General features: G+C 67.0%; 7 protein-coding genes and 1 pseudogene. 2 read left to right on the top strand and 6 right to left on the bottom strand.

Annotated elements, in window-relative coordinates:
• The 6 genes and pseudogenes from APY03_RS43310 to APY03_RS05850 form a co-directional block, all read right to left on the bottom strand.
• Nucleotides 1–391: SLC13 family permease (locus tag APY03_RS43310; protein WP_269747362.1), on the bottom strand; the 391-nt coding region annotated here is incomplete at its 3' end.
• The gene (locus APY03_RS05865) at nucleotides 372–1,895 is read right to left on the bottom strand and encodes a class I adenylate-forming enzyme family protein (protein WP_083944186.1); all 1,524 of its coding nucleotides are present in this window, start codon (nucleotides 1,893–1,895) and stop codon (nucleotides 372–374) included. The genes APY03_RS05865 and APY03_RS43310, both read right to left, overlap by 20 nt.
• A 34-nt stretch (nucleotides 1,896–1,929) precedes the next feature.
• Nucleotides 1,930–2,910, bottom strand: coding sequence for a lipoyl synthase (gene lipA, locus APY03_RS05860; protein WP_068674819.1), 981 nt, complete (start codon nucleotides 2,908–2,910; stop codon nucleotides 1,930–1,932).
• A 16-nt stretch (nucleotides 2,911–2,926) separates the two neighbouring features.
• A complete protein-coding gene (lipB, locus tag APY03_RS05855) occupies nucleotides 2,927–3,601 on the bottom strand; it encodes a lipoyl(octanoyl) transferase LipB (protein ID WP_068674817.1) in 675 nt (224 codons plus the stop codon).
• Nucleotides 3,598–3,810 (bottom strand): DUF493 family protein, encoded by a 213-nt coding sequence (locus APY03_RS43305; RefSeq protein WP_232081359.1) that lies wholly within the window; start codon nucleotides 3,808–3,810, stop codon nucleotides 3,598–3,600. The genes lipB and APY03_RS43305 overlap by 4 nt, the downstream gene beginning before the upstream one ends.
• Nucleotides 3,811–3,885: 75 nt before the next feature.
• Nucleotides 3,886–4,779 (bottom strand): annotated as a pseudogene (locus APY03_RS05850) (D-amino acid aminotransferase); the annotation flags it as partial.
• A gap of 171 nt (nucleotides 4,780–4,950) precedes the next feature.
• Between APY03_RS05850 and APY03_RS05845 the strand changes: the two are divergent.
• A complete protein-coding gene (locus APY03_RS05845) occupies nucleotides 4,951–5,433 on the top strand; it encodes an ATP synthase subunit I (RefSeq protein WP_068674815.1) in 483 nt (160 codons plus the stop codon).
• Nucleotides 5,434–5,446: 13 nt separating this feature from the next.
• Entirely contained in the window at nucleotides 5,447–6,316 is an 870-nt protein-coding gene (gene atpB / locus APY03_RS05840) for a F0F1 ATP synthase subunit A (RefSeq protein WP_068674813.1), read from the top strand.
• Nucleotides 6,317–6,321 lie beyond the last annotated feature (5 nt).

The raw sequence follows: 6,321 nt of genomic DNA, 5'->3' as shown, positions 1-6,321 counted from the left end.
CCAGCCGCGCCAGCGGCAGGTGGGCCTGTGCCGCCAGCACCTTGGTGAGCGGCACCAGGAGGAACAGGCTGACGTCGTTGGTGACCAGCGCAGACAGTCCCGCGGCAGTCGCGACGAGGAAGAAGACGAGGTGGCGCAGTTCGGTGGTCCGCGCGAGCAGTCGCGAGGCGACGTGCTGCAGCATGCCGCTGCGCTCTACGCCCTGCGTGATGGCCAGCAGGCCGGCCAGGGCGCCAAGCGTCTGCCAGTCGACCAGCTTCAGGTAGTCCAGCGGCGCGCGCGGGCGCACGAAGGCGAAGACCACGGCCACCGCCAGCAGCACCCACAGAAGGCCGTGGCCGCCGCCATGCTCGGCTGCGGTGGCCTCGGCTTCAGCGGGCGTCGCGCTCACGCAGCTCGCGCTTGAGCACCTTGCCGATCGCGCTGCGCGGGAGTTCGTCGACCAGGTGCAGGCGCGCGAGCCGCTGCGTCTTGCCCAGTTGGGCATTGGCCCATTGCAGCAGCGCATCGCCCGGCGTTTCGTCGCCGGCATGGCGCACCACGAAGGCCACCGGCGTCTCGCCCCATTGCTCCGAGGGCACGCCGACCACCGCGGCCTCGGCCACTGCCGCGTGTCCGTGCAGCACGGCTTCGAGATCGCTCGGATAGATGTTGAAGCCGCCGCTGATGATCATGTCCTTCTTGCGATCGAAGAGCGTGAGGAAGCCCTCTTCGTCGAAGCGGCCGATGTCGCCGGTGCGGATGAAGCGCTTGCCCGCCGGATCGAACCACTCGGCCTCTCGCGTCTTGTCGGGTTGGCGGTGGTAGCCGACCATCATGCCGGCCGAATGGCCCACCACCTCGCCCGCGTCGCCTCGCGCGACCTCGCGGCCCGATTCGTCAATCAGGCGGATGTCGCTGCCCTCGGCCGGCCGACCCACGGTGTGAAGCTTGTCGGGATGCAGGTGCGCTTCCAGGATGCAGGTGCCGCCGCCTTCGGTCATGCCGTAGAACTCGACCAGGCCGCCGGGCCAGCGCTTCAGCACGTCGGCCTTGAGCGCCGCGCCGAAGGGAGCGCTGGTGCTGAACTTGAAGCGGAAGCTGGAGAGGTCGTAGGTGTCGAAGTCCGGATGCGCCATCAGGCGCTGGTACTGCACCGGCACCAGCATCGTGTGCGTCACTCGGTGCTGCTCGGCGAGCTTCAGGTAGCCGGCGGCATCGAACTTCGGCATCAACACCACGCAGCCGCCGTAGGCCAGGGTCGGGAAGAAGACGACCAGGGTGGTGTTGGAGTACAACGGCGTCGACAGCAGCGCCATCGTGTCCGGCCCGTAGCCGTACTTCGCGCCGCGCTGCACATGGGCCCAGCGCATGCCGTGGCCCTGCACGATGCCCTTGGGCTCGCCGGTCGTGCCCGAGGAATAGATGATGTTGAAGGGCGAGGACGGCTGCAACTCGACCGGCTGCGGGCGCGTTCCCGTCGGCGCCAGCCAGGCGTCGAAGGCCTGCCCGGCTGCGCAGCCGTCGAGCGCGATGCGCGGCGCGGCGTCCTTCGCCGCTGCGCCGATCACCTCGGCCGCCGCGGCATCGAGGAAGACGAGGCGCGCCTGTGCGTCCTCGATCATCCTTGCGAGGCTGGCGGGCGTGGAGCCCGGCGCCAGCGGCGCGACTGCGATCCCGGCGCGCAACGCGCCGAGGAAGAGTGCCGCGTAGTGCGTGCTCGGGGCTGCGCAGATCGCGATGGCGTCGCCCACACGGAAGCCGTCGCGCTGCAGGCTCGCGGCCACGCGGTCCATCAGCGCATCGAGCGCGCCGTAGTCCAGCGTGCTTTGGGAATCGGCGAGCGCGGTTCGGGACGGGGCTTCCTGCGCATGCAGGTGGATCAGATCGGCGATGACGCCGAACTCGCGTGCCATCGCGGCGTCGATCGCGCTCATTCGCGTGCTTCCGTCAGACCCCGGCGGCGTGCGCCTGCTGATCGGCGTGGTAGCTGCTGCGCACCATGGCGCCCACCGCGGCATGGCTGAAGCCCATCTTGTAGGCCTCTTCCTCGAACATCTTGAAGGTGTCGGGATGCACGTAGCGGCGCACCGGCAGATGGCTGCTGCTGGGCGCGAGGTACTGGCCGATGGTCAGCATGTCGATGTCGTGCTCGCGCATGTCGCGCATGACCTGCAGGATTTCCTCGTCGCTCTCGCCGAGGCCCACCATGATGCCGCTCTTGGTCGGCACGCTCGGATGCAGCGCCTTGAACTTCTTCAGCAGGTTGAGGCTGAACTGGTAGTCGCTGCCGGGCCGCGCTTCCTTGTAGAGGCGCGGTGCGGTCTCTAGGTTGTGGTTCATCACGTCCGGCGGCGCGGCCTTGAGGATTTCCAACGCGCGGTCGTCGCGGCCGCGGAAGTCGGGCACCAGGATCTCGATCTGCGTCTGCGGCGACAGCTCGCGGATGTTGCGGATGCAGTCCACGAAGTGCTGGCTGCCGCCGTCGCGCAGGTCGTCGCGGTCCACGCTGGTGATCACCACGTACTTGAGGCGCAGCTTCGCGATGGTCCTGGCGAGGTTGAGCGGCTCGTCCTTGTCCAGCGGGTCGGGCCGGCCGTGGCCCACGTCGCAGAAGGGGCAGCGCCGCGTGCACTTGTCGCCCATGATCATGAAGGTGGCCGTACCCTTGCCGAAGCACTCGCCGATGTTCGGGCAGGAGGCCTCCTCGCAGACGGTGTGCAGGTTGCTCTCGCGCAGGATCTGCTTGATCTCGTAGAAGCGCGTGGTGGGGCTGCCGGCCTTGACGCGGATCCACTCGGGCTTCTTGAGCACCTCGCCCTGCACCACCTTCACCGGGATGCGCGAGAGCTTGGCCGCGGCCTTCTGCTTGGCCAGCGGGTTGTAGGTGGCGGGGCCTTGGGCGTCGCGGACGACTTCGGGGGTGCTCATGGTGCGTGGGCGGGGTTCAGGGCGCGAGATGGATGGCGAGCTTGCTGGCCAGCACCTGCGCGGCTTCGACCCAGGTTGTTTGAACGCCGATTGTAGAAAGGTCGACCGTTTGCAGGCCTGCGTAGCCGCAAGGGTTGATGCGCGAGAAGGGTTCCAGGTCCATCGCGACGTTGAGCGCGACGCCGTGGTAGGTGCAGTGGCGGCTGACCTTGATGCCGAGGGCGGCGATCTTGCCCAGGCCCCGGAAGGGATCGGCAGGATGCGCCGGGCCGGTCAGGGCCGCGTGCGAGAAGGGATCGTCGAGTCGCACATAGATGCCCGGCGCGCCGCCGACGCGATGCCCCGTCACCCCGAAATGCATCAGCGTCCGGATCACCGACTCCTCGATGCGGTACACGTACTCCTTGACGTAGTAGCCCGCGCGCCGCAGGTCGATCAGCGGATAGGCCACCACCTGCCCCGGCCCGTGATAGGTGATCTGCCCGCCGCGGTCGGTCTGCACGACCGGGATCTCGCCTGGGCTCAGCACATGGTCGGCCTTGCCCGCCAGGCCTTGCGTGTAGACCGGCGTGTGCTCGCAGATCCACAGCAGGTCGGCCGACTCGGGCGTGCGTTCCTGCGCGATGCGCTGCATCGCCGCGTAGGTGGGCGCATAGTCGACTTGGCCCAGCCAGTCGACCTCGAGCGTCACAGCACCACCTTGACCATCGGGTGGGCGGTCAGCGCGCGGTAGATATCGTCAAGCTGCTCGCGGCTGGTGGCCGTCACGGTAATGGTCACGCCGAGATAGTTGCCGGCCTTGCTGCTGCGCAGCTCCACGGTGGCGGCGTCGAAGCTCGGGTCGAACTGCTCCGCGATCCGGGTGATCGCGTGCACGAAGCCGTCGGCCTTGGCGCCCATCACCTTGATCGGAAACTTCGAGGGGTATTCGATCAGCGACTCCTTGCGTGCGTCGACCGGGTCGCCGGAGAGGACTCCGTGACCCTGTGCGCTGCGTTCCTTCGCGCGCCGGTAGCCGGCATCGATGGCCTGGAAGACCGGGCCCGGGCGCCCCGTGCCGATGGCTTGTCCGTCGAGCGTGACGACCGGCAGCACCTCCTTGCTCGCGGAGGACAGCAGCAGTTCGTCGGCGCCGAAGACCTCGTCGCGCGAGATGCGGCGCAGCGAGAAGGGGATGCCGGCCTCGGCGCAGATGCGTTCGATCAAGCCGTAGCGGATGCCCGCGAGCACCAGCTCGTCCTTGGGCGGCCCGCTCAGCACGCCGTCCTTCACGACCCAGACGTTGCTCGACGAGGCTTCGCTCAACCAGTCGCCGCGGAACATGATGGTCTCGGCCGCGCCGGCCTCCACGCTGATCTGGCGTGCCAGCACCGCGCCCAGCAGGCTGGTGCTCTTGATGTGCGCCTTCTGCCAGCGGAAGTCCTGCGCGCTGACGCAGGGCACGCCCTTGGCGCGCACCGCGTCGGGCACCGGCTTCATCGGGTTCAGCATCACGAACACGGTGGGCGCCAGGCCCTGCGGCATCGCATGCTCGCGTGGCGCGACGCCGCGGGTGACCTGGATGTAGAGGGCCTGCACGGCCGCGCGCTGGTCGGCGGGGCTGGCCTCGACCAGGTGCATCGCGATTGCGCGCCACGCTTCGTGGGCGAGCGGGTTGGCGATGCGCAGCTCGGCCAACGAGCGGTCCAGCCGTGCCATGTGCTCCTCGAAGCAGAAGGGCACGCCAGCGTAGATCGGCACCACTTCGTAGACGCCGTCGCCGAAGATGAAGCCGCGGTCGAGCACGCTGATCCTGGCGTCGCGCAGCGGCGTGTAGACGCCGTCGAGATAGCAGAGAGAATCGGGGAGGGCTTCGGCGATCGGGTGCATGGGGAATTATGGTGGGGGCGGCGCCGCGCTTTCCAATACGGACCCAGGGCGCCCGCATCGCGGGCAAGGGCGCTGCCAAAGCTGACGGGAAGCTGGCAGGGGGCTGTGGGTTTCTACTTATAATCAGCGGCTTTGTAGAAATTCTGGGTCGTCATCCGGGCTTCATTCGATATGAAAACAATCGCCCGCGATGTGGATGTCCGCGAGGACATGCAAGACCCGGATGCCAACTTCAGGCCGCTGACCGCCGAGGAGGCCCAGCGGTTGCGCGAACGAAAGCCGTTGATCTCGCCATGGCGCGTGATTGCGGTCCAGGTCGCGGCGGGGCTGCTGGTGGCATTGGCCGCCTGGGGCTTGTCGGGGAGGCAGAATTTGGGGTGGTCCGCCGGATACGGCGCACTCGCGGTGGTGATCCCTTCCGCGGTGTTCGCAAGAGGACTGACCGGGAGGTTTTCTTCGCTGAATGCGGGTACCGCGGTGCTCGGATTCTTCTTGTGGGAAATGGTCAAGCTGGTCTTGTCGGTGGCGATGCTGCTCGCCGCACCAAGACTGATAGTGGCGCTGAGCTGGCCGGCGATGCTGGTGGGCTTGGTGGTGACAATGAAGGCGGCGTGGGTGGCGGTAATGCTGGCGCCCAAACGCCCGAAAATTTAAAGACGAGTAACGGATGGCTGCTGAAAACGCTGCGGAAAATGGTCAAACCGCTGGTGAATACATCGTTCACCACCTGACCCATCTTCAAAGCTCCAAGCCGGCAGGTGTTGCCGATTTCTCGGTTTTCAACTTCGACTCCCTCTTCTTCTCGATCGTCCTCGGCGTGCTCGGCTGCTGGCTGCTCTGGCTGGCGGCGCGCAAGGCGACCTCGGGCGTGCCGGGCCGCTTCCAGGCGGCCGTCGAGATCCTGGTCGAAGTGGTCGACCAGCAGGCCAAGGGCATCGTCCACAACGCCGAAAGCCGCAAGTTCGTCGCCCCGCTGGCGCTCACCATCTTCGTGTGGATCTTCATGCTCAACGCGATGGACCTGCTGCCGGTCGATCTGCTGCCGGCGATCTGGGCCAAGATCTTCGGCGCCGCCGGCGGCGACCCGCACCACGCCTACCTGCGCGTGGTGCCGACCGCCGATCTCTCGGTGGCCATGGGCATGTCGGTCTCCGTGCTGCTGATCTGCCTGTACTACAACATCAAGATCAAGGGGGCCGGCGGCTGGGTGCACGAGCTCTTCACTGCACCGTTCGGCAACAAGATCGCGCTCTATCCCTTCAACTTCGCCATGCAGATCATCGAGTTCGTTGCGAAGACGGTCTCGCATGGCATGCGTCTGTTCGGCAACATGTATGCCGGCGAACTGATCTTCCTGCTGATCGCCCTGATGGGCGGCGCGTGGACGCTGTCGGCCACGGGTATCTTCCTGGCGCTCGGCCACATCATCGCCGGCACCGCCTGGGCCATCTTCCACATCCTGATCATCACGTTGCAAGCCTTCGTGTTCATGATGCTGACGCTGGTGTACGTGGGCCAGGCTCACGACCATCACTGATCCGC

Source organism: Variovorax sp. WDL1, assembly GCF_001541225.1.
Lineage (GTDB): Bacteria > Pseudomonadota > Gammaproteobacteria > Burkholderiales > Burkholderiaceae_C > Variovorax.
Note: the sequence above shows the minus strand (reverse complement) of the source record. Positions and strands in the feature narration are given on the sequence as shown.